Annotated in this window: 17 protein-coding genes and 1 riboswitch; of the genes, 9 read left to right on the top strand and 8 right to left on the bottom strand. The window is 43.1% G+C overall.

Annotated elements, in window-relative coordinates; all coding sequences use genetic code 11:
- Positions 1 to 135: 135 nt before the first annotated feature.
- Positions 136 to 247: riboswitch (guanidine-I (ykkC/yxkD leader) on the top strand.
- A 27-nt stretch (positions 248 to 274) separates the two neighbouring features.
- From NI468_RS07770 to uca, 3 genes are read left to right on the top strand one after another with little or no spacing between them, the layout of a single operon-like run.
- Complete coding sequence (locus NI468_RS07770; RefSeq protein ID WP_253101136.1) at positions 275 to 1,012, top strand: urea amidolyase associated protein UAAP1; 738 nt, start codon at positions 275 to 277, stop codon at positions 1,010 to 1,012.
- 11 nt (positions 1,013 to 1,023) lie between these two features.
- Complete coding sequence (locus NI468_RS07765; RefSeq protein WP_253101133.1) at positions 1,024 to 1,674, top strand: urea amidolyase associated protein UAAP2; 651 nt, start codon at positions 1,024 to 1,026, stop codon at positions 1,672 to 1,674.
- A 4-nt stretch (positions 1,675 to 1,678) separates the two neighbouring features.
- Positions 1,679 to 5,299, top strand: coding sequence for an urea carboxylase (gene uca, locus NI468_RS07760; protein ID WP_253101129.1), 3,621 nt, complete (start codon positions 1,679 to 1,681; stop codon positions 5,297 to 5,299).
- A 42-nt stretch (positions 5,300 to 5,341) separates the two neighbouring features.
- Here the strand turns inward: uca and NI468_RS07755 are convergent, their stop codons facing one another.
- Positions 5,342 to 8,116: a TrlF family AAA-like ATPase gene (locus tag NI468_RS07755; RefSeq protein WP_247143736.1), complete on the bottom strand. Its 2,775-nt coding sequence runs from the start codon at positions 8,114 to 8,116 to the stop codon at positions 5,342 to 5,344.
- A 701-nt stretch (positions 8,117 to 8,817) separates the two neighbouring features.
- On the opposite strand from NI468_RS07755, the gene NI468_RS16275 reads away from it, so the two are divergent.
- The 4 genes from NI468_RS16275 to NI468_RS07740 are packed head-to-tail and all read left to right on the top strand — an operon-like array spanning position 8,818 to position 12,224.
- Positions 8,818 to 8,949: a hypothetical protein gene (locus NI468_RS16275; protein WP_004647016.1), complete on the top strand. Its 132-nt coding sequence runs from the start codon at positions 8,818 to 8,820 to the stop codon at positions 8,947 to 8,949.
- Positions 8,942 to 9,385, top strand: coding sequence for a CopG family ribbon-helix-helix protein (locus NI468_RS07750; RefSeq protein ID WP_004280384.1), 444 nt, complete (start codon positions 8,942 to 8,944; stop codon positions 9,383 to 9,385). The genes NI468_RS16275 and NI468_RS07750 overlap by 8 nt, the downstream gene beginning before the upstream one ends.
- A gap of 11 nt (positions 9,386 to 9,396) precedes the next feature.
- Positions 9,397 to 11,205, top strand: coding sequence for an allophanate hydrolase (atzF, locus tag NI468_RS07745; RefSeq protein WP_253101126.1), 1,809 nt, complete (start codon positions 9,397 to 9,399; stop codon positions 11,203 to 11,205).
- The gene (locus NI468_RS07740; protein ID WP_253101123.1) at positions 11,202 to 12,224 is read left to right on the top strand and encodes an ABC transporter substrate-binding protein; all 1,023 of its coding nucleotides are present in this window, start codon (positions 11,202 to 11,204) and stop codon (positions 12,222 to 12,224) included. The genes atzF and NI468_RS07740 overlap by 4 nt, the downstream gene beginning before the upstream one ends.
- Positions 12,225 to 12,291: 67 nt before the next feature.
- Here NI468_RS07740 and NI468_RS07735 read toward each other — a convergent pair whose 3' ends face one another.
- From NI468_RS07735 to NI468_RS07705, 7 genes are all read right to left on the bottom strand, one after another.
- Positions 12,292 to 12,621, bottom strand: a complete 330-nt coding sequence (locus NI468_RS07735; protein WP_004280373.1) for a DMT family transporter — start codon at positions 12,619 to 12,621, stop codon at positions 12,292 to 12,294.
- An 8-nt stretch (positions 12,622 to 12,629) separates the two neighbouring features.
- Positions 12,630 to 13,511: a hypothetical protein gene (locus NI468_RS07730; protein WP_253101120.1), complete on the bottom strand. Its 882-nt coding sequence runs from the start codon at positions 13,509 to 13,511 to the stop codon at positions 12,630 to 12,632.
- A complete protein-coding gene (locus NI468_RS07725; RefSeq protein WP_253101119.1) occupies positions 13,508 to 14,515 on the bottom strand; it encodes an isopenicillin N synthase family dioxygenase in 1,008 nt (335 codons plus the stop codon). Before NI468_RS07725 ends, NI468_RS07730 begins: the two co-directional genes overlap by 4 nt.
- Positions 14,516 to 14,592: 77 nt before the next feature.
- On the bottom strand, positions 14,593 to 15,474 hold the full coding sequence (locus NI468_RS07720; protein ID WP_253101116.1) for an ABC transporter ATP-binding protein: 882 nt from the start codon (positions 15,472 to 15,474) through the stop codon (positions 14,593 to 14,595).
- Positions 15,474 to 16,418: an ABC transporter permease gene (locus tag NI468_RS07715; RefSeq protein WP_005100255.1), complete on the bottom strand. Its 945-nt coding sequence runs from the start codon at positions 16,416 to 16,418 to the stop codon at positions 15,474 to 15,476. The genes NI468_RS07720 and NI468_RS07715 overlap by 1 nt, the downstream gene beginning before the upstream one ends.
- Positions 16,419 to 16,662: 244 nt before the next feature.
- Positions 16,663 to 17,679, bottom strand: coding sequence for a CmpA/NrtA family ABC transporter substrate-binding protein (locus NI468_RS07710; protein ID WP_253101113.1), 1,017 nt, complete (start codon positions 17,677 to 17,679; stop codon positions 16,663 to 16,665).
- A 10-nt stretch (positions 17,680 to 17,689) separates the two neighbouring features.
- On the bottom strand, positions 17,690 to 18,268 hold the full coding sequence (locus NI468_RS07705) for an ANTAR domain-containing response regulator (RefSeq protein WP_004280362.1): 579 nt from the start codon (positions 18,266 to 18,268) through the stop codon (positions 17,690 to 17,692).
- A 503-nt stretch (positions 18,269 to 18,771) separates the two neighbouring features.
- Here NI468_RS07705 and nirB point away from each other — a divergent pair.
- The gene (gene nirB / locus NI468_RS07700; protein WP_253101110.1) at positions 18,772 to 21,318 is read left to right on the top strand and encodes a nitrite reductase large subunit NirB; all 2,547 of its coding nucleotides are present in this window, start codon (positions 18,772 to 18,774) and stop codon (positions 21,316 to 21,318) included.
- A gap of 24 nt (positions 21,319 to 21,342) precedes the next feature.
- On the top strand, positions 21,343 to 22,953 hold the full coding sequence (gene nirD, locus NI468_RS07695; RefSeq protein ID WP_004280358.1) for a nitrite reductase small subunit NirD: 1,611 nt from the start codon (positions 21,343 to 21,345) through the stop codon (positions 22,951 to 22,953).
- Positions 22,954 to 23,050 lie beyond the last annotated feature (97 nt).

The raw sequence follows: 23,050 nt of genomic DNA, 5'->3' as shown, positions 1-23,050 counted from the left end.
TTTTATTTTGGTACATCTTGATGCCTTTTTCAGAGCCTTGCACCTGAATTGATCAGCTCCAACTCAAAAAAAGTATTACGAATATAAAAAATAGTATTACCAGTTTGGCACGTCCTTTGCATCTATCTACTCAATCATAAAGTGATCTAGGGTTCCGATACATGAAGATTCATGTAGGTCTGCGACCGAGAGTTCACGGCGAAAGGAAACACCGCTCGCTACACGGAGGGATAAAAGCCCGGGAGGTAAACCGTAAAGATTGGGATCGATGCATATGAGCACAATAACTTATCACGAAGATCAAGTCCTCTGGACTGAACGTTTACCGGGTGGCCATCACTGGTCAGCACGCATTCAGCGTGGCGCAGTTTTACAACTCAAATCTTTAGGCGCGAATGCCAATGTTTCACTGTTTTGTGTAAATAGCGAAGACAAGCTTGAAGCCTATAACATGCCAGACAGCTTAAAAGCACAACACACGGCATTTTTAAGTACAGGGCATATTTTAGCGTCTGATTTAGGACGTGCGATGATTTCTATTGTTAAAGATGATCATGGTTGGAATGATACGTTTTGTGCGCCAAGTACAGTACAACAAATTGAAGCGCAATTTGGCACCCAAACTTTCCAAGATGCGCGTAATGACATGTACCGCAATGGCAAAGACAGTCTGCTTTTAGAGATGACCAAATTTGGCTTATCTGCGACGGATCTTAGCAATACTTTAAATTTATTCTCTAAAGTTCAGCCAGATGACAACGGCAACTTATCTTATGTGAAGTCTGACAATACCAATCAAGTGATTGAACTACGCTTTGAAATGGATTGTTTGGTGTTTTTATCCAGCGCACCACATGCGCTAGATAACAGTCATGAATATGCGCCTGCCAATATTCAACTCTCACTGTTTAAAGCACTGCCTTTAGCCGACACCGATGTCTGCCGTGATTCATGCCCGCAAAATCAGCGAGCGTTTCAAAATAATAACCGCTACTACGCTTTAACTGCTTAAGGGGAATGATCATGACTGCACTCGTAAATATAGAAAAATCAGTACTTAGCGAAGTTTGTCCTGCCGGTGAAGCATGGATGTGTGAAGTCAAAAAAGGCCAGTATTTCCGTATTGTTGATCTTGAAGGTAATCAAGCGGTGGATACTTTGTTTATTTCCGCACATAACCCTGAAGAGCGTTATAGCGCAACCGATACTTTGGCGATGAACGGTCAAATTTATCTAGAAAAAGGTATGACTTTATATACCAACTTTGGCAATAAAATTGCGAGTATTCATGATGACAACTGCGGTCGCCACGATACTTTAGGCGGTGCATGTTCATGTGAAAGTAACACGGTTCGTTATGCGCATGATAAATATCCAATGCACAGTTGCCGTAACAATTTCATGATTGCATTGTCACAACATCCGATTGCGAAAAAGCATGGTCTGAATGTGCGCCATATCGGTCCAAATATTAATTTTTTTATGAATGTACCTGTAACTTCAGATGGTCACCTGAAATTTGATGATGGGATTTCTGCACCGGGCAAATATGTGGAAATTAAAGCTGAGATGGATTTGATTGTGTTGATCTCAAACTGCCCACAACTAAATAACCCATGTAATGCCTATAACCCAACAAAAATTCAACTGATTGTCCGTGAAGGCGAGGTATAAGACTATGACTTTAAAATATGGGTTTAATAAAGTTCTCATCGCCAACCGTGGTGCAATTGCTTGTCGTGTCATCCGTACCCTTAAAAAATTAGGCATCCAATCGGTTGCGGTGTATTCGGAAGCAGATCGTGATTCCTTGCATGTGACTTTAGCTGATGAAGCGGTCTTTATTGGTGATGCACCTGCAAGCCAAAGCTATCTGAATGTCGATAAAATCTTAGAAGTGGCCAAACATACCGGTGCGCAAGCGATTCATCCGGGCTATGGATTCCTGTCTGAAAATGCCGAATTCTGTAATCTCTGTGAAGCACAAGGCATTGTGTTCTTGGGCCCAAATGCCGAGCAAATGAAAGCATTTGGTCTGAAACACACTGCACGTGAATTGGCGATTCAAGCCAATGTACCGTTATTGCCAGGTAGCCAATTATTGGCTGATGAAGCTGAAGCCCTGCTTGAGGCTGAGCGTATTGGCTATCCTGTGATGCTGAAAAGTACCGCAGGTGGTGGTGGTATTGGCATGCGTTTGGTGTGGAATGCGGAGGAGCTGAAAGAAGCTTATGCAACCGTGTCTTATTTAGCGCAAGCCAACTTTAAAGATGCAGGCCTTTACTTAGAAAAATTCGTACAAAATGCTCGTCATATCGAAGTGCAAATCTTTGGTGATGGCAACGGTTTAGTTCTAGCACTGGGCGAGCGTGATTGTTCGGTGCAACGTCGTAACCAAAAAGTCATTGAGGAAACGCCTGCACCACACTTAAACGATACGCAACGTGCCTACATCCAAAATGTTGCGATTCAATTGATGCAATCGGTGAATTACCGTTCGGCAGGTACGGTTGAATTTGTGATGGATACTGACACACAAGAATTCTACTTTTTGGAAGTGAATACCCGTCTACAAGTGGAACATGGCGTTACTGAACAAGTCTTTGGTGTCGATCTTGTGGAATGGATGGTGACTTTAGGCAGTGGCGATTGGGTTGCACCAACATCAAAATTTGAGTCACAAGGACATTCAATTCAAGTGCGTCTTTATGCCGAAGATCCAATCAAAAACTTCCAACCAAGTGCAGGACTTTTGACGCATGTTGAGTTCGATGCCAATGCGCGTAATGAAACTTGGGTAGAAACAGGTTCAAATGTCTCATCATTCTATGACCCGATGATTGCCAAAATCATTGTCACAGCAGATGATCGTGAATCAGCAATTCAAGCCATGACCGAAACATTGGCTAAAACCCAAGTTGCCGGCATTGAAACCAATCTTGAATATCTACAAAACATTATCGACTGCGATGTATTTAAAGCAGGCACGCAAACTACACGCTTTTTGAATACATTCGAGTGGAAAACCCAAAAAATTGAAGTGTTACAAGCGGGTATTCAAACCGCTGTGCAAGATGTCACAGGTCGTTTGGGCTATTGGGATGTCGGTGTGCCACCATCCGGTGCGATTGATCCACTGTCTTTAAATGTGGCGAACCAATTGCTCGGCAATGCACCCAATACCGCAGGTTTAGAATGTACACTCCAAGGACCAAGTTTAAAATTCCATTGCGATAGCCAAATTGTCTTGGCAGGTGGCGATATGCCATCGACGTTGGATGGTGTTGCTGTCCCAATGTGGCAAACTGTGAATGTGCGTAAAGGTCAGATGCTGAAATGTGGCAAGATCGCCACAGGTTGCCGTACTTATATCGGGATTAAAGGTGGTCTGAATGTGCCTGAATATTTAGGCTCACAAGCGACTTTTACCTTGGGTCAGTTTGGCGGTCATGCGGGGCGTAATTTATTGATTGGCGATATGCTTCCAATCACAGCATTTACATCCAATGAAGTGAACGCATTAAGCGAAGATCAAATCCCGATATTCTCAAATACATGGGAAATTGCGGTGATGTATGGTCCACATGGCGCACCTGATTTCTTTACCAAAAACGATATTGATACTTTCTTTGCCAACGAGTTTGAAATTCACTTTAACTCAAGCCGTACCGGTATCCGTTTGATTGGTCCAAAACCTGAATGGGCACGTCAAGACGGTGGCGAAGCAGGTCTGCATCCATCGAATATTCATGACAATGCCTATGCCATTGGGGCAATTGATTTTACAGGTGATATGCCAATTATCTTGGGGCCAGATGGTCCAAGCCTAGGCGGTTTCGTGTGTCCCGCGGTGGTGATCAATTCTGAGCTTTGGAAATTGGGTCAGCTTAAAGCAGGTGATAAAGTCAAATTTGTGCCTGTCAGCTATCATCAAGCGAAATTGCTGAATGAAAAATATCATGCGCAATTAACTGCTGAAGATACGCAAGCTGTGGCATTTGATGAGTCGTTCTATCCTGAAATCAGCACCTTAAAATCTGCCATTTTAGATACTTTAAAAGGTCAAAATGGTACGCCTGATGTGGTGTATCGTCCTGCCGGTAATAATTATATGTTGGTGGAATATGGCGAACTGGTTTTAGATTTAAACTTGCGTTTCCGTATTCATGCACTGATGCAATGGGTCAAAGAGCAAAATATTCCAGGCATTATTGACCTCACACCGGGTATTCGTTCACTGCAAATCCATTTTGATTCGACCCAGCTCGATCAAATTGATTTATTGCGTATGCTTCAAGTGGCTGAAGAGCAATTGCCTGATGTGACGGAATTGCAAGTGCCATCACGTACTGTGTATTTACCGCTTGCGTGGGAAGATTCACAAACTCAACTTGCCACTGAACGTTATATGCAAACTGTGCGCCCTGATGCACCGTGGTGTCCGGACAATATCGAATTTATCCGTCGTATTAATGGCTTAAAAGATAAACAAGCGGTTAAAGATGTGGTCTATAACGCCAGTTATTTGGTGATGGGCTTGGGCGATGTATATTTGGGTGCGCCTGTGGCAACGCCACTTGATCCGCGTCAGCGTTTGGTGACAACTAAATATAACCCTGCACGTACTTGGACACCTGAAAATGCCGTCGGTATTGGCGGTGCGTATATGTGTGTGTATGGGATGGAAGGTCCGGGTGGTTATCAGTTTGTCGGTCGTACTTCGCAAATGTGGTCACGCTACCGTAAAAACCCAGACTTTGAACAAGGTATGCCGTGGTTACTGCGCTTCTTTGACCAAATTAAGTTTTATGAAGTGTCTGAGTCCGAGTTGATGCACATGCGTGAGGACTTTAAAGCAGGTCGTTTAAAACTACGCATTGAAGACGGTGTACTCAACCTTAAAGAGTACAATGATTTCTTAAATGAAAATCAAGAGTCCATTTCTGCTTTTAAAGCGGTTCAACAAGCCAACTTTGATGCAGAGCGCCGTCGCTGGCATGAAGCAGGTCTTGCGGAATATGTGTCTGAAAGTTTAGATGCTGTGGATGATGGTGAAGGTGTAGAAGTGCCTGAAGGTGGTTGTGCGGTGGAATCACATATGCCGGGTTCGATTTGGAAAATTGAATGTCAGTCAGGCGATATTGTGGAAGAAGGTGCGACCTTAGCTGTGATTGAAGCGATGAAGATTGAGATACCAATTATTGCACCTGAGCGTATGCGTGTGGATGCAATTACCATTGAAAAAGGGCAGACGGTAAAAACGGGGCAGGTGTTGTTTACGTTGGCACCAGTGGCTTGATGAATTAATAATAAAAAAGACCGCTTAGGCGGTCTTTTTTATTTATGAAGCTAGATTATATTTTTGTTCTCGTAATTTAAAGGCTCTATCTCCACCTTCAAGAATTTCACATATATGTGACTTAATTGTTTTCTGATTCAAGGTAGACGTGCATGTTGGATCAAAATCAAGTGACTCAATACTTCCAAATTTATATTGAAACTTATGCTTATTCATATTTGGACTATGAGTCCCATGTTGGTTGGCAACAATAATTAGCTCACTATCTGCATTTACCACGACATTAGCGTTGTGAGTCACAAGAATAATTTGTCTTTCCTTTTTCTTTTGTTTTAGAAAAGCTACCAATTCAGAGTATATTGCACGATTATCTAAGTCATCTTCAGGTTGGTCGATGATAATAGGGCACTTACTTTCACTACAATCTAAAGTCATTTTTAACACTACAAAAGCTTTTTTGCCTTGTGACATTTCATTGTAGTTGTCATCATCATAGATCACGTCAAATTTTATTTTAAACCATGAATTATCAAAGAATTCTTTAGTAAATGTTTCTAAAGTAGTACCACCTCTAAAACGAACTTCTCCTTCTTCTAAGGATTCTACTATTTCATGGTATTTATCTAATAGTTCTATTTGAGAAGTAACTTGCATTTCAGCAAATAGCTTGGCTTTTTCAGGCTGTTGGTTAATTGTTTTTTTGATAAATTCATTGAACTTGAATTTATCAAATATATTCGTTGCAATTATTTGTAGATCTTGGCTGATTGTAATTGATGATATAGCCTGTATTAATTCGGAAGCTACATTGGACATTGATAACCAAATTGTACGTTGAAACTCAGTTGTCAGACTTTCCAAAGATTTTTTTAATTCAGCAATTTTTTCTAAAATATCATCAATTTCTTGAATCTTAGCTTTTTCAATATTTAGCCTTTCTAATAATGGTTTTATAGCGTCAGAAGACCTTAGATAGACTTCGACTTTTTGAAATATGTTAGTACTTTTGATACTTAAAATTTCTTGTTCAACTTTTAGGATCTGATCAGAAATAGTTTTCTGGGATAGCTTTTTGAATTGCTCAAATTGAGTAGCTGTAAATTTTTCTATTTCACTTGCAAAAGATTCAAAGTGTGATTTTACTAGCACATAATTTAAACTAAGTTCAAATGGGTTTAACAGTTGATAGAAATCAGAACTGTGCTTATCTTCAAGTAGTTCTTTAAAAGTAATAAGACCTTCAAGATTTTTATTAAGAATTGTCAAAGTTTCATTCGAAGTATTAAAACTTGCCATTTCTTCTTGAGTTATATTTCCAATATCATTATTTTGGATTTGTATGGATAATTCATTAACTTGATTTTGAATATCATCCTTATTACCTTTCTGTGTCAATTGTGATTGATAGTCAGTTAAAGAGCTTAAAATTGAAAAATAAGTAGATACTTTTCCTGAAATTTCATGTCGTAAAAAATCACTTTGTTCTTTAAATTTAGAGAAAAGCTTATTGTCTTTTTGCTGTATCAAGTCTTTAACTATATCTTCAATACCTTGATCTTTTGACTTTGAATACATATGTCCTTGGTAAAAATATTCAATGGGTCTACTATAATCCTCCTTACCATCTTGCCAAATAATTCTAAAATTTGAACAAAGCTCATCAATATGCTGAGATTGTTCAAGGGAGTTTAGTGCGGTAGGTTTTAATTTATTTGCTAGACATTGTAATAGGGTGGACTTACCTGATGATCGCCCACCGATGATAGAAGTTAAATTACCATTAAAGTAAATTTTTTCGTTTGCAACATTAGTATTATTTAACTCGATATAATCTATTACTTCATATGAGTTTTTTATTTCAGGGCAATGTTGTCCGATATGAACACGACTTTCAGGTTCGTGAATAATTTGCTTTAAACCTTCAAAAGTTGGTTCAGCTTTAATCCAGCAATATTTTTGATCTGTTGGTTCAAATAAAGTATCTAGATCGTGAGCATCACTTCCATGTATACATGGCTTATAAGTACCATAATTATCAAGAAAGATAGATTGATCTGCAGTATTTTTCCCTAGAAAAAAGGGTTTATCAGTCAGAGTTGAAGAAAAAATGATGTCTGAAACTTTATATAGAGATTCTCTTAGTACCTTTAAAGTGGCTCCATCTTGTTGGCTATTCAAGAACTTTTCGTGACCTTGAAATGCAGAGGCGCCATCTTTATTTGAATTAGCTACCGCAACCAAACAATTTTTTCTGAAATTTGGATATTTTTTAAATGCTTTAATAATATCACTAGAATTAAGAACAAAAGAGGAAATACCATTCCTATATGCAGATTCATCACTGATATATTCTATGACTCCTTTCCTTCCTAATCGTTTAAGGTCATAAGGTGTTAGCTTGTATTGTTCTTCTTCAGTAACTGTAAATGTCAATGCATCACAGTACTGGTTTTCAAAATCTTCAATAATTTCTGGATTTAGTAGAAAATGCATATTTATAGCACTGCCTTTATCCGTGCTAGGTATAATTCTTAACTCTATATTCGGGATCAAAAGAATTTCACAAATCCTTTCTTTTTTTATTTTGTCGAAATCTGTTCTAGTATGAATTTGATCTTGAAAGTCTTTTACTTTTTTATAATTTTCAATACTAAAATAATCAGTGATGCCAATAGCTTTGATATTACATTCTACAGCTTTGTTGAAAAGTTGAATGCAGTAATCTTCAAAAGAAATATTGCCAAATTTATCGCTTTTTGCTGTACCTTTTGTATGTACGTGTAGATCCCAACGTCCCCACTCAGAGCCACGGCTCATCACTTTTCCCCTTAATATAGTTTTAAAGAACAATTGTTTAATTATTAGATTAATTGTAGATAAATATTGTTTGGAAAAGAACCTGTATGGAGGGTTTTTCTCAATTTAAATATATTTTCCGCCGAACAGTTAAATTCTCAATACTATGTAGCTAGAAACTATAAGCCTCAAACTAAATTGATATACATCAAAAGTGGTAAACTTATTGGGCAAGTTCAAAAAGCAAATCTAGCCACACTTTGATGCACAATCGAACCCCAATGGTGCAAAATGGCCTATTTTTTAGGCATCCTTAAAAAATAAATCATTGTTGTTTTGCCTTATTTTACATATGTAATTAATTTTCCACGTATTCTGCTTAAATCTATTCTATTTTATATTGTGGCATGCTTTATGCTTTTATTTATATACAACATAAATAGAGGAGAGTAATAAACTTGATCACTCATAATCACAAACATCGGTTAACCATTCATGTATAAAAAGAATAGCAAGGACATGAGCAATCAAAATGGAATAAACCGGTGAAATACAAAACTTACTTTTGCTTTAGAACAAGCCCCATCTCACTGTTATGGGGCTTTTTTTCGCCTTTTTATATCATTTCATTTATCACGTCCAAATAAACAAAACTGGCACGCTTTCTGCATTTTCCTAAGTAATACGAAATTTTGGTTTTGTAATATCCACAGGAGATGCACATGAACAATCCGACATCAAATAAAAAAATGCATCCATGGCTTCACTTTTTGGTTGAGCTGCTCAGCGTACGCGCAGGCTTTCACATTAAACAGTCTTCCCAATACCAACCCAAGGATCAACATCGTGCCTAAACAAAAATTGGCACGGATCAGTATTACCGTGCCAGAAACAACGCTACATGCGATGGATCAAAAAATTGTCGAGCAGCACTATGAAAGCCGTTCGCAGGCTATTGTCGACATGATTAACCGTCACCTGATTGATGATCTGGTGATTCGCGATGAAGTCATGGTTGGCACACTTACCTTGCTCTATGACGTCAGTCTGAAACCGCTGCGCAGTCAACTGGTCGATCTGCAACAGCAGTATCTGGCACAAGTGATCAATTCACTGCATATCCAGCTGGATGATGAAAAAATTCTGCAAGTCATGCTGATGCAGGGCGCGAGCAGTGACCTGAAAGAAATTAGCGAACAATTTATTGCACTGAAAGGCGTGATTAAAGGGCATCTCGAACTGATGGATGCCGTCATGCCGCCTATTCCACAAAATACCGAACACACTTAAGGAGAACAGCTGTGCACAACTTATGGACTGTACAGGACTGGCAACACGCCTACCAGAATAACAATATCCAGCTCAGTGACCTGATTGAGTATGTTGCCGGGTTGAATAATGACGATTATGCCTGGATTTCAATTGCGACGGCAGCCCAATTACAGGCACAAATTGATGCATTGACTGGTGCAGATAGTGCTAGCTTGCCACTTTATGGGGTGCCATTTGCGGTCAAGGACAATATTGATGTTGCAGGGTTCTATACCACAGCAGCATGTAAAGAGGCAGCTTATCTGGCGACTTCCGATGCAACAGCAGTCGCCAAATTAAAAGCTGCCGGCGCGATTGTCGTGGGTAAAACCAATCTGGACCAGTTTGCCACAGGCTTAGTCGGTGTGCGCTCTCCATACGGCGCGGTGAAGAACAGCTTTAATCCTGAATATATCAGTGGTGGTTCGAGTTCCGGTTCAAGTGTTGCTGTGGCAAATGGACAAGTGCCATTCAGTCTGGGTACAGATACTGCAGGTTCAGGACGTGTACCGGCAGGGCACAATAACATTGTCGGACTCAAACCAACCAAAGGCTGGTTCTCGACTTCAGGCCTGATTCCGGCTTGCCGCACCATCGATGTGATTTCGGTTTTTGCTTTGACTGTGGATGACGCCTGGCAGGTAGCGCAAGTTATGCAAGGCTATGATGCCAGCGATGATTATTCCAGAATGCATCCTCAGAATGAACCGAGCCAATTTTCAAAAGGGAAAATTGCCATTCCGGATACACTGGAATTTTATGGCGATGCTGAAACTGAAAAAGCATTCCAGCTGGCGATCGCACGTGTACAAAGCTTGGGTTATACGGTTGAGCCGATTGATTTTGTTCCATTTCAACAGCTGGCGACTGCACTTTACAACCGCTCTTGGGTGGCTGAACGTACCAGTGCCGTGGAAAGAATGGTGCAACGTGAGCAGACCCATCCGGTAATTGGCCAGATTATAGCGCAGGCAGACCGGTTCAGTGCGGTCGATGCCATGCAGGATGAATATGAACGCGCCCGCCTGAGCCGTGTTATTCAAAATACACTGGCAGATTATGATGCCTTGATGGTGCCTACTGCACCCACCATTTATCGCATTGCAGAAGTAGAAGCGGATCCTCTGGTCAAAAACAGCCATATGGGCGCTTATACCAATTTTGTCAATTTTGCCGATCTGTCGGCTTTGGCGCTACCAAATAGCATTCGTGCTGATGGTTTGCCAACGGGCGTGACCTTTCTTGCGTCAGCCTGGATGGATGAAGCACTGGCCAAATTCGGGCAAAAATGGCAGCAAGCAAGCCAGTTAAAGCTAGGTACCTCTGAACTTACTTATGAAAAAACAACTGAAATCTCATCGGGGCACAGCGTCAAACTGGCTGTCGTCGGAGCACATCTGACCGGTATGCCACTGAATTTTCAGCTGACCACACGCAGTGGCACCCTGATCAAGCAGACCCGGACTGCTTCGCATTACAAACTCTATGCTTTAAAAAATACCACACCGCCAAAACCTGGCCTGCAATACAACGCGAAAGGTTTTTCAATTGAAGTAGAGGTCTGGGACATTCCGCGTGCACTGTTCGGAGACATTGTTGCAGAAGTTCCGGCACCTTTGGGGATCGGCAATGTCCAGCTGATTGATGGCACTTGGGTCAAAGGCTTTATCTGTGAAGGCTATGTACTTGAAGATGCAACAGATATCAGTCATTTCGGTGGCTGGCGTGAATTTATGAAATCTAAACAACTTTCAAATACCAAATTTAAATGTGAATGCATAGGGGAAGTCGCAAAATGATCAAAAAAGCACTGATGTCCGTTTCCGTACTGTCTGCAATCCTTTTTAGTGGCTGTGACAATACCGCTAAAGTACCTGAACCAAATGCCAAGGCAGCAGGGAGTGTGAATACTCAGCCCATCCGGATTGGTTATAGTGACTGGCCGGGATTTGTGGCCTGGCAAGTGGCGATTGAAAAAGGCTGGCTAAAAGAAGCAGGGGTAAATGCCAATTTCGAATGGTTTGACTATTCGGCTTCACTCTCTGCTTTTGCCGCCAACCAGCTAGATGCCGTCATGGTCACTAATGGTGATAATCTGGTCACTGGCTCTGGCGGGACCAAGGGTGTGATGATCATGGCGACTGATTATTCAGCTGGAAATGACGTAATTATTGCCAAGAATGGCATTAATTCGATTCAGGATCTGCGCGGTAAAACAGTTGCGACTGAAAAAGGCCTGGTCGATCACTTATTGCTGTCCACTGCACTGGATGATGCCAAGGTTAAACTGAATGAAGTTAAACTGGTTAATACCATGACCAATGAATTGCCACAGGTTTTTGCCACTCCCGATATTGATGCGATTGCAGTATGGCAGCCAGTGGCAAATCAGGCTCTATCTGCAGTGGCCGGTTCCAAGATTATTTTCACCTCTAAAGACAAGCCGGGATTAATCTACGATACCTTGACCGTGAATCCAGCCCATCTGGAAGCCAATAAAGAGCAATGGAAAAAGGTGATTCAGGTTTGGGATAAAACCGTCAAATACATCAATGATCCGGCGACTCGTGAAGATGCTGCACAGATTATGTCCAAACGGGTTGGTGTCGATGCGAAAACCTATATGCAGTTCATTGATGGCACCCATTTACTGGATCTGGCCGCCAACAAGAAAGTCTTTACCAAAGGTAATGGTTTCGACTCGATCTATGGTTCTAGCTATCATGTGAACAAGTTCAATGTGGCTAACGGCATTTATACGACTGAAATGAACGTGGATGGCGTGATTGTTCCAACGCTGGTACAAGAGCTGCAATAAAGCCTGATCTCTTGCATAAAAAATCCCCGGTCTGGGGATTTTTTACTATCAGATGAATATTAAAAAATTAAAGCTGCGTACTTTTGGAAAAGACATTGATAAAAATAATGCCAATAATCATAAATGCCAGACCGATCAGTGCGGGAAGATCCAGTTGCTGTTTAAACACCAAGAGGCCAACCGTTGAAATCAGGATAATGCCGGCACCAGACCAGATTGCATAGGCAATGCCCATCGGAATGGTTTTCATGGTCAGTGACAGGAAAAACAGGGCAACGGCATAACCGGCAATTGTGGCAAGTGAAGGCCAGAGCACGCTAAAACCATTGGAAGCTTTCAATGCAGAAGTGGCAATGACTTCTGCAATAATGGCAATCGAAAGATATAAAAAAGACATATTTCTCCCTATAACACCCGTTCTGCATGCTGCATCAGGTGATCCTGTTCTGACTTCAGCCAGCTTTCAGCTTGTATAGTCGTGGGGGTCGCATATTGAAATTGGTAATCCGGCTGGTATATATCCAGCTCAAAAATCAGGTCGATTTCATGGTCATCGAGAACCACGTGCTGAACCAGACTGTTTTCATTGAGAACTTCAAAATTTTCCAGATTAAAGGTTTTGCCTGTCTCACTGCTGCGCGTGCTGTAAGTTTTAGCTTGACCATCAGCCCCGATAGAAACCTCAAAACTTTCCACCAAGGCAAACACGGTCAGATCGACAGCTTTCAAATCCATTTGAGCTACTGCACTTTGCACTTTCGGCAAACGCGTTAGGGCATAAGCAATATGATCAGCACAAATAATCAGACCACCATCCATTTCCAGTGTCTGACCAGATTGAACATCAATCGCAGATTGCAGTCGCAGCCCTAAAAATAAACCGTGTTGTACCTGCTGGCGCCAGTCTTCGACATAGACATTGCTTGGAGAAAATTCCAGAATGCAGTTGCCAATCGCATGTAACCTGGCTGGTTCCGGCCACTGCACATGATTCTGGTAATTGGCGTAGTCTTTCACGTCCCAGGACAATAGATGGTTGTCGTTATCCCAAAGTGTATTGCCAATCCAGCCTTGGCGTTCCTGAACAGCAGTTCCTGTCTGGCTTTTTAGACGAAGATCAATGGTAAAACTGCGCGACTGGAACCAGTACACAATGGTATTTTCATCGGTCAGGCCATTATAAAAACTGATACTTTTACGCCGGAAAGCACCGTATAAAAAGCCTGGAATAATCTCTGGCTGAGGGATAGTGGGCTTTAAAGTCTTAATCACTTCAAACAGATTCATGATGCTGTCTCCGCCTGTTCTTCAAGTCCAAAAGAGGAAAGTGGTACAGCATTTTTTAAGACCAGCTTACCGCTAGCGACGCGCTGTTTTAAATATTGAAAGGTCTGGGCGGTCTGATTAAACAGATGCTCACCCCCGATCAGGGCAGAATATTTGGAATTTTCAGTGTGAATAACCGGTTCAATAACGGTGTCATAATTGCAGGCGCAAAACAGCGGGAATGAATAACGTTCTTCCGAGACCTTTTTCACGCGGTGCTTGGTGGCGAGATATTTACCATTCGACAGAATTTCCATCATGTCACCGATATTCATCACCAGGGTATTTTCAATCAGAGGAATGTCGATCCATTCGCCGGTTTTATTTAAAACCTGTAAGCCGGGCGCGGTTGGTAACAGCAAGGTAAAGCATTCGTAATCGGTATGTGCGCCAATGCCTTCGGCATCTTGCACTTCCGGATTATAGGGATAATGAATCAAGCGTAGCTGACTTGGTGCATCAGTAATTTTGCTTTCAAAAAAGTCCTCACGAACGCCCAACGCCAGTGCAAAGGCAGAAAAAATCTGCCGGCTGATCTCACGCAGATGACTATAGTATTGGCTGACAATAGACTTGAAATCCGGATGGTCTGGCCATAAGGTGGGCCCAAGTAAAGGACAGTCTTTTCTTACCCCCTGATAATCATAATTGACATCATAGGCTTCTTTTAAGTCATAACTGTTACCGGCAAACTGTTCTTCGCCAATCGGCACATAGCCACTATGGTTTTTTGATTTACCAATATAGTGCTGCATTTTGGTGTCCAGATCCTGAGAAAAATAGGACTGGGCCATTTCAATCAGGGCTTTGGCGTAATCAAAATTAAACTGGCTACCTTGTAGATAGAGAAATCCGACTTCTTTACAAGCCTGATCCAGAGCATTTGCTACTTCAATACGATCGGCTAAATCCGGACTTTGCAGTTTAGAAATATCAACAAGGGGTAGTACATATTGCGCTTGCATGGCAATCACCTCTAATGTTGGTCGTCCAACACAGCGATTCAAACCTTCGGGTCGTCCCAAAGGTATTTTGGATAAGATTATTTATTGCTGCTAACCTTGGTCATACGCGGAATGACCGGTAGTTCTGCCAGTGCCGGATCCAATTCATCTTCTTCAGCATGCACCAGATAATCGACACGCTGTCTTAACTGCTTAAATTCAGGGCTAAGCATGACGTCTGGATGGCGTGGACGAGGTAAATCGACCTCGATGATTTCCTTGATTTCACCCGGATTGGCTTTCAGTGCCACAATCCGGTCGGCCAAAAGAATGGCTTCATCCATATCGTGGGTGACAAAAATGATGGTGATGTCGATATTTTGCCAAAGATCCATCAGATGACGCTGCATTTTTTGCCGGGTATGCGGATCGAGTGCTCCAAAGGGTTCATCCATCAACAGGATCTTCGGTTCATTGACCAAAGCCCGGGCAATCGCGACACGCTGTTTCATCCCGCCAGACAGCTCATGCGGATACTGGTTTTCATACTTTTCCAGACCAATGATATTGATCCATTCACGTGCCTGCGCTTCGGCCGCTGCACTACTTTGGCCTTTCATGCACGGGCCAAACATGACATTTTCCTTGACGGTTTTCCATGGAAACAGGGTATAGCCCTGGAACACCATGCCACGCTCTGGACTTGGGCCGGTAATCGGCTGGCCATCCACCAGAATCTCACCACTGCTATAAGGATCCAGACCGGCGACTACACGGCTAAAGGTTGACTTGCCGCAACCGGAAGGCCCAATCACACAGATGAACTCCCGCTTATGAATTTTCAAATCAAGGGCATTTAAAACCGTACGCTCGGTTTTGCCATGACTGAATGATTGGGTCAGCTGTTTGGCTTCCAGAATCACCGGACGGCTATAAATCTTGTCAAAGTATTCGCGGGTATTAAATTCAGTGTTTTGCATCAGTTAGCTCCCGGTTTCCATTTAAATAAGCGTTGTCCCAGTTTCATTAAGATCACATCACACAGCAGACCAATCACCCCGATAATCAGGATGGCGGCAAAGACATTATCAAAGTTCTGATAGCGGGCTTGCTGGGTAATAAACCATGTGATTCCTGAGGTACTGCCGATTAGTTCTGCTACGATCAGGTAAGTCCATGCCCAGCCCAGCAACACACGCAGATTGCGGTAAATTTCAGGCAGGGCGGCAGGAATCACCACATGTAACAGACTTTTGAGTTTATTTGTGCCCAGAGTAAAACCGGCTTCAATCAGGCTGCGATCCACCAGACGTGTGGTATTGGCAATAATCAGGATTTGCTGGAACAGGGTTCCAATCACAATAATGGCAATTTTGGGTGCATCATTGATTCCGAGAATTGCGACTGCCAGTGCACCAAAGGCCGGAGCAGGCAAATAACGAAAAAATTCGACAAAGGGCTCGGTCAGCTGGGAAATTTTATTGGAAAACCCGCATAAAATACCGAGTGGAATACCAACCAAGGAAGAAATAAAGAACGCAGTAAATACCAGTTTGATACTGTGCCACAGGCTTTCATGAAACCAGGGCGCATTGGCCTGAGCCGGCTCCGTGGTAAAAGCTGTGATCAGTGCAATTGCCACTTGATGCGGTGCAGGCAGATAAATCGGGTTGACCAGAATACCCTGCGGGGGAGCCAGACCTTGATCTACTGCAGATTGCGCAGCAGAAAAAAACTGGTCTTTATCAATACGACTCTCGACCTGTAAATAGGCAACACTACCGGAATCAGTAATCTGGACTTGTGGATGCCAAATAAATGGCAAGTAGCTGACTGCACACCAAATTAAAATTGGTATTAAAAAAGACCCCAAGCCAAACAGTAATTTATTTCTTTGACTGAGTTCACGTGCAACGTAACTCATAGTGTTGCCCCTCAATATTACAAATTTTATAAAACGTAATACTGAATAAGCAAAATGGATGCCATTTCATACCAAATCATGAAATGACTCTTAAAAGGATTTATTTTTTAGAAAAAATTAGCAGACAACTCTTAATCATATTTAAGAAGTTAGATCAGAATGCAGAGATTTTTAATCATTTTCTGGAAAATAGACTCAATAAAAAAGACCCGAAAAATCAGGCCTCTTTTTTCAGTAGCATCATTTAGCCAATAATGTCTGCATGCTGGTTTTGCAAGCTATAGATGCACTGCTGCGCAAGCTGTTTTTTCTCGGCTGCGGTCATTTCAATATCTTCCCATTTCTGCATCTGCTGCAGGAGCCAGATAAAATCATCGACTTTCGGTTCGGCACTTTCCCCAACAAAATTCCGGATGATATTCTTGATCTTGTAAAAGTCATAGACATGCCGCTGGGCGGAACATTCAAACTGAATAATCTGATAGTCTACCAGCATGTCCCATACTTCTGATAAATCACTGCGCTGCTTTAAATCATCCTGCGCTTTTTGTACTGCCTTGACCACTGCCTCTACAGTAAATGGATGCTGTTCTGCCCATTCCTGGGTCATGGCCAAGACTTTATCGGCAACTTTTGGAATGACATTCTGGCTTGCCGCGACGATAAAACTATAGCCTTCAAGTTTGGCCTGAATATTCCAGGGTTCTCCCACGCAAAAGCCATCGAATACCTGTTCCGCGATTCCTTTTACCATGGAAGGCGGTGGAGAGGTCATCAGCTGGATATTCTTGGCCAGTTGTGGATCAGTCAGCGCCAGCCATTCTTTTAAACAGTAATGGTGAATCGAATATTTATAAACATAGGCCAGATTGATGGAATGATTCTGTTGTAAAGCCTGTACCAGTTTCTTTGAGGTATTCTGTTCATCATCCCCAGGCTGGATGCCGAGTTCATAGCACAAATCCTGGCGCAGGCTAATAAAAGCCTGATTCACGCTCAGTACTAGAGGGGTTTGCAAAGCCACCTGTAACTGGTCTGTACCCAGGGCAGCAGCGGGCAGCATGGCAGACAAGCAATGTGCAGCATCCAGAAAGCCATAGGCCAGACGGTCACGCAAACTAGACCAGGAGGCTTCATGGATTAAATTGATGGTTAATCCTTGCTCAGCAAAATACCCCTGTTTTTCGGCCCAGAGAATGGCAACACAATCAAGTAAAGGAATATAGCCAATATTGAGTTCAGTTTTTTCTAATGTGGACATATGCTTTTCCTTATTGGCCCAATAACAGCTTCTGTGCATCCAGTAAGCGTCTGGCCATTTCACCAATGGTAATCCGGTGACTCATGGCATTTTTACGCAATAAAGCAAAAGCTTGCTCTTCCGTTAATGCATGCAGCTGGATGAGCAACGCTTTGGCTTTATCGATATCTTTACGGTCAATCAGTTTGTCCTGGGTTTCTTTTAAATCATTCAGCAGCTTTTTATGCTTGCGAAACTGTTCAATTGAAATTTCCAGAATGCTTTCTAGTTTGGTGGGATCAATACCATCGACAATATAAGCCGTGATTCCGGCATCAATCGCACTTTTGATGGTGTCTTTATTGGAGTTCTGGGTAAACAGCACGGTCGGAAGTTCATATTGGCTGACACAGCTTTCAATAATATCCCGATGCGGATGATCCATATTCAGCAGGATCACATCTGCATGAATACCCTTAACATGTACCATATTCAGGTCATTCAGGATTAAACAGGCCACCACCTGAAAATCATGTGAAAGTAAGGATTCCTGGATGAATTGGGCGCGCTCCAGATCATCATCAATAAGAGCAATTCGTAATTTGGACATGGAATATTTTCAAGTAAGGCCTAAGGAATATTCAAACAGGAGTAAAGCAAAAAACATGCCATTAAATTGGTGCATAAAATTCTATTTTTCTGTTCAATTTAGTGCATAGCTTTAGGGATTTCAGCTGATGGCTGATCAAAATGAAGCGTTTAGGTAGATCATCTGCCTGAAATAAGGCGTTTTCTTATTGGAAAAGTTGGCACGATTTCTGCATTTATTAAATCGTCAAAGATGACTTTCAATACTAACAACGGCCAACGATGTCCGTTCTGATCGTAATTGCACTTTCAAGGAGTGTGATTGGTATTTCGTTCAGCACAGGATAAATGACATGGTCAGTTGTTCAGCAATACAAAACGCACAAGCGTTTCAACCCTTCCTCCAGCATTACAAAGCGCTGGGTTGCGGTATTTACAACATATTCAATCAGCAGACATATCAATGCCTAGACGTGATATGCGGCTTTTTATCATCTTTAAAAAAACAATAGTTGGAGTGCAGATATGAAAATTCTCATGATTGGGCATGGCATGGTGGGGCATAAATTCATCGAATCTGTACTGGAACAGGCCGGTGATGACATTGAGCTGACCATTTTGGCAGAAGAGCCACATTTAGCTTATGACCGGGTACATTTGACTGAATATTTCAGCGGCAAGTCGGTCAAGGATCTGAGTCTGTGTCGTAGTGATTTTGCCGATGCCTATGGCATTGATTTGCGTCTTAATACCAAAGCAGTTGAAATTGATCAGCTCAATAAAACCGTCACCACCAACCAGGGTGATGTGCTGAGTTTTGACAAGTTGATTCTTGCTACCGGCTCTTATGCCTTTGTACCGCCAATCCCGGGTAATGACCGTCAGAATTGCTTTGTTTATCGTACCATTGAAGATCTGGATGCCATTCGCGCAGCCAGTCTGAATGCAAAAACTGGCGTGGTGATTGGCGGCGGCTTGCTAGGACTGGAAGCAGCGAAAGCCCTGCGAGATCTGAATCTGGAAACCCATGTTGTAGAATTTGCTCCGCGCTTGATGGCGGTGCAGATTGATGATCTGGGCGGCCGGGTACTGCGCTCTAAAATTGAAGACCTGGGTGTCAAGGTGCATACTCAAAAGGCCACGTCGAGTATTGAAGATGGTGACAGCGCTCAGCATGTAATGAAGTTCGGAGATGGTTCGGTGCTTGAAACCGATATCATCCTGTTCTCGGCCGGCATTCGTCCGCGTGATGAACTGGCGCGCCAAAGTGGTTTACTGATTGGTGAGCGTGGCGGCATCATCATTAATGATTATTGCCAGACCTCACATCCGGACATTTATGCCATTGGTGAATGTGCACTTTGGGACAATAAAATTTATGGTCTGGTTGCACCAGGCTATGACATGGCGCGGATCGCGGCAAAACATGTCCTAGGCCAAGAAAGTCATGCATTCGCTGGTGCGGACATGAGTACCAAGCTCAAACTGATGGGCGTGGATGTTGCTTCTATTGGTGATGCACATGCCATGTCCCCAGGTGCTTTGAGCTATTTCTATGCTGATGAAGCCGCGCAGGTTTATAAAAAAATCGTGGTGTCAGCAGATAAGACCAAGCTGCTGGGCGCGGTGCTGGTGGGCTGTGCCAAAGAATATAGCGATCTTCTACAAATGATGCTGAATGGTCTGGCTGTACCGGAACAACCGGAAAGCCTGATCATGCCGGGCTTTGATCAGTCGACCTCCAAATCGGGTGGCAGTGGCATCGATTTGTTGCCTGACAGTGCGACCATCTGTTCCTGTAATAATGTTTCCAAAGCTGATATCTGTTCAGCCATTGATGGCGGTGCAACTTCATTGGGTGCACTGAAAAAATGCACGCAGGCTGCAACAGCGTGCGGTGGCTGTGCGCCATTGGTGACGCAGGTTCTCAAATCTGAATTACAGCGTCAGGGTGTCACGGTGAACAATCACCTGTGCGAACATTTTGCCTATTCACGTCAGGAACTATATCACCTGGTTCGTGTGCATGAAATCAAGACTTTCTCTGACCTGATCCAGCAACATGGTCATGGGATGGGCTGTGATATCTGCAAACCGACTGTAGCCAATATTCTGGCATCCTGCTGGAATGACTTTGTCCTAAAACCTAGCCATGCCGGTTTGCAGGATAGCAACGACTACTACCTCGGCAATATCCAGAAAGATGGTTCCTATTCGATTGTGCCACGTGTGGCAGGCGGCGAGATTACTCCGGATGGTCTGATTACCATCGGTCAGATTGCCAAAGATTATGGCCTATATACCAAAATCACAGGCGGACAACGAATTGACATGTTTGGTGCGCAGGTACATCAACTGCCTGAAATCTGGGAAAAGCTGATTAATGCCGGTTTCGAGTCCGGACATGCTTACGGCAAATCCTTACGTACGGTGAAATCTTGTGTGGGTAGTACCTGGTGCCGTTTTGGAGTCGATGATTCTGTCGGCTTGGCGATTTTCCTGGAAAATCGTTATAAAGGCCTGCGTTCACCCCATAAAACCAAAATGGCAGTATCCGGCTGTACCCGTGAATGTGCAGAAGCACAGAGCAAGGATGTCGGTGTCATTGCCACGGAAAAAGGCTGGAATCTATATGTATGCGGCAATGGCGGCATGAAACCGCGCCATGCTGAACTGCTCGCCTCGGATCTGGATACTCCCACACTCATCAAATATATCGACCGCTTCTTTATGTTCTATATCCAGACAGCAGACCGTCTGCAGCGCACCAGTGTGTGGCGTGACAATATGGAAGGTGGACTGGACTATCTGAAAGATGTCATTGTGCATGATTCGCTCGGCATTGCCGCTGAACTGGAAAGCCGTATGCAGCATGTGATTGGCACTTATCAGGATGAATGGCGCACTGCGATTGAAGATCCTGAAGTGCGCAAACGCTTTAAGACTTTTATTAATGCCAAAGTAGCCGAGCAGAATGACCCGCATATTCAGTTTGCGCCTGTACGTGGCCAGATTCGTCCAAAGACAGAAGCTGAACGTGATTTAAACCGTATTCCAGTGGTTGAAGCCTAAATACCACAGTCAGGGAGAATGAAAATGACAATTTTAAAAGACATGAACGAACTGAACTGGTACGAAGTCTGCAATCTGGATGAGATCACTCCGAATACCGGTGTGGCAGCCCTGATTGAAGATCAGCAGATTGCAATTTTTCGCGTGGGTCAGGAACAGCGGGTTTATGCACTCAGCAATCAGGATCCGTTTAGTCTGGCCAATGTCATGGCACGTGGCATTCTGGGTGATCTGCAAGGTGAGCGTGTAGTCGCATCCCCAATTTACAAGCAGCATTTCAGTCTGGTGACCGGTCGTTGTCTGGAAGAACAAGAGCAGAAATTACTGGTATTTCCAACCCGAATTGAAAATGGCAAAGTTCTGGTGAGTCCGACTCCACAAAAAACTTATATTTCCAGTAATGGTCAAAACACAGAGCGCTTAAAACTGGTACTGATCGGGAATGGACTGGCGGGTATGCGTTGTCTGGAAGACTTGCTGGATATGGCGCCAGATCGTTATGACATTACCGTGATTGGGGAAGAGCCATGGGGCAATTACAACCGGATCATGTTGTCACCGGTATTGTCTGGTGAGAAAAGCTTTGCCGAAATTATGCTGCATTCAGCCGACTGGTATGCTGAAAAAGGCATTCGATTCATTGCTGGAGATGCTGCGATCGCTATCGACCGTTCGCGTAAACAGGTCCACACCCAAAAAGGCGAAGTCGTTGCTTATGATCGTCTGATTCTCGCCACTGGTTCCAAACCCTTCATGCCACCTATTCCGGGTGCTGAACTTGAAGGCGTGATTAGCTTCCGGGATATTCAGGATGTTAACCGCATGCTGGATTACTGCAAAACCAAGCAAAATGCCGTCGTGATTGGAGGTGGGTTGCTGGGTCTAGAAGCAGCTTATGGACTGAAGCAGCAGGGGATGAATGTAACTGTGCTGCATCTGATGGACCGTATTATGGATCGTCAACTGGATATGAAAGCCAGTCAAATGCTGAAAAAATCAATTGAAGATAAAGGCATCCGAATCATCACTGAAGCCAACACCGAAGAGCTGCTCGGTATTGATGGTCACGTGACTCAACTGCGACTAAAAGACGGGACAGTGCTGGATGCCGATTTGGTGGTCTTCGCCGTCGGGATTCGACCAAATAAAACCCTGGCTGAACAGGCTGGTCTGCGCTGCAATCGTGGGGTGCTGGTGAATGACACCATGCAAACCTATGACCCGAGTATTTATGCAGTGGGTGAATGCATTGAGCATCGTGGCCAGACCTTTGGACTGGTTGAGCCATTATGGGGACAGGCCTTTATCTGCGCGACGCATCTGGCTGAACATGGCCGACTGACCTTTAAGGCACCGACTGTTCCGACCCAACTCAAGGTTAGCGGATGTGATGTCTTCTCAGCCGGAAATTTTGAACCTCAGGATGATTTTGAAGATATCGTGCTGAATGATGAAAAACGTCAAATCTATAAACGCATCATCATTCAGCAGGACAAGGTCATTGGTGCGGTGCTATTTGGCGATACCGAAGATGGAGCTTGGTATGCAGAACTGATTGCAGATCAGACACCGATTAGTAATATCCGCAGCAAACTGCTTTTTGGTCGGGATTTTGCATTAAAAAAGGCAGGGTAATCGGATCAATCTCCCAACCCCTCTTTAAACAAGAGGGGAACCTCTCTCCTTTATTAAAGGAGGGTTGGTGAGGATTAAAACTTTTGAGACATAGAAA

Origin of the sequence: Acinetobacter lwoffii, assembly GCF_024129355.1 — a bacterium.
Lineage (GTDB): Bacteria > Pseudomonadota > Gammaproteobacteria > Pseudomonadales > Moraxellaceae > Acinetobacter > Acinetobacter lwoffii_I.
The sequence above is the reverse complement of the archived record's forward strand: the minus strand, read 5'-3'. Positions and strand labels throughout refer to the sequence as shown.